Source organism: Silvania confinis, from assembly GCF_025564085.1.
In the GTDB taxonomy this organism is placed as follows: Bacteria; Pseudomonadota; Gammaproteobacteria; order Enterobacterales; family Enterobacteriaceae; genus Enterobacter; species Enterobacter confinis.
Genome location: NZ_JAMGZJ010000022.1, coordinates 1 through 390, shown reverse-complemented (window position 1 = coordinate 390; position 390 = coordinate 1). Strand labels below are relative to the sequence as shown.

The 390-nt window shown below is 42.3% G+C and carries 1 protein-coding gene; it reads left to right on the top strand.

Going from position 1 to position 390, the window contains the following annotated elements; genetic code table 11:
- A partial coding sequence (locus tag M8013_RS00100) for a hypothetical protein (RefSeq protein WP_271265815.1) occupies positions 1-253 on the top strand: 253 nt, incomplete at its 5' end.
- Positions 254-390: the final 137 nt, after the last annotated feature.

The following is a 390-nucleotide window of genomic DNA, read 5'->3' as shown; positions in this document are numbered from 1 at the left end:
GGACAGAATAAAGGCAAAAGAATTTTTTGCCCGTACTACTCCCCCTGATTATCTCAAAGATGACTTTGAGCGTTTCATTCAGGAAGTGCAGGATTACATCACAGATTTTGATTTGTTCCTGGAAGCCACAAAGAAAATACCAAATGACAATCCCGCTAAGATTGAATATCGCAAAAAAATGCGACGTATGACGTTAGAGCGTTTCCCTGATGCGGTTTTTTCTGGTGAGATTGAAGAAGGGGTTAACGAATAATGCTACAGATTACTGGACAAGTGGTTAACGTGTTCACGTTGGACGCTGGCAAAGATAAAGAAGGCAAAGAGTTTGCCGAACGCTATAAAGTGCAGTTGATGGGGAATGTAGCGTTGCCGAATGGCGACGCTAAATAC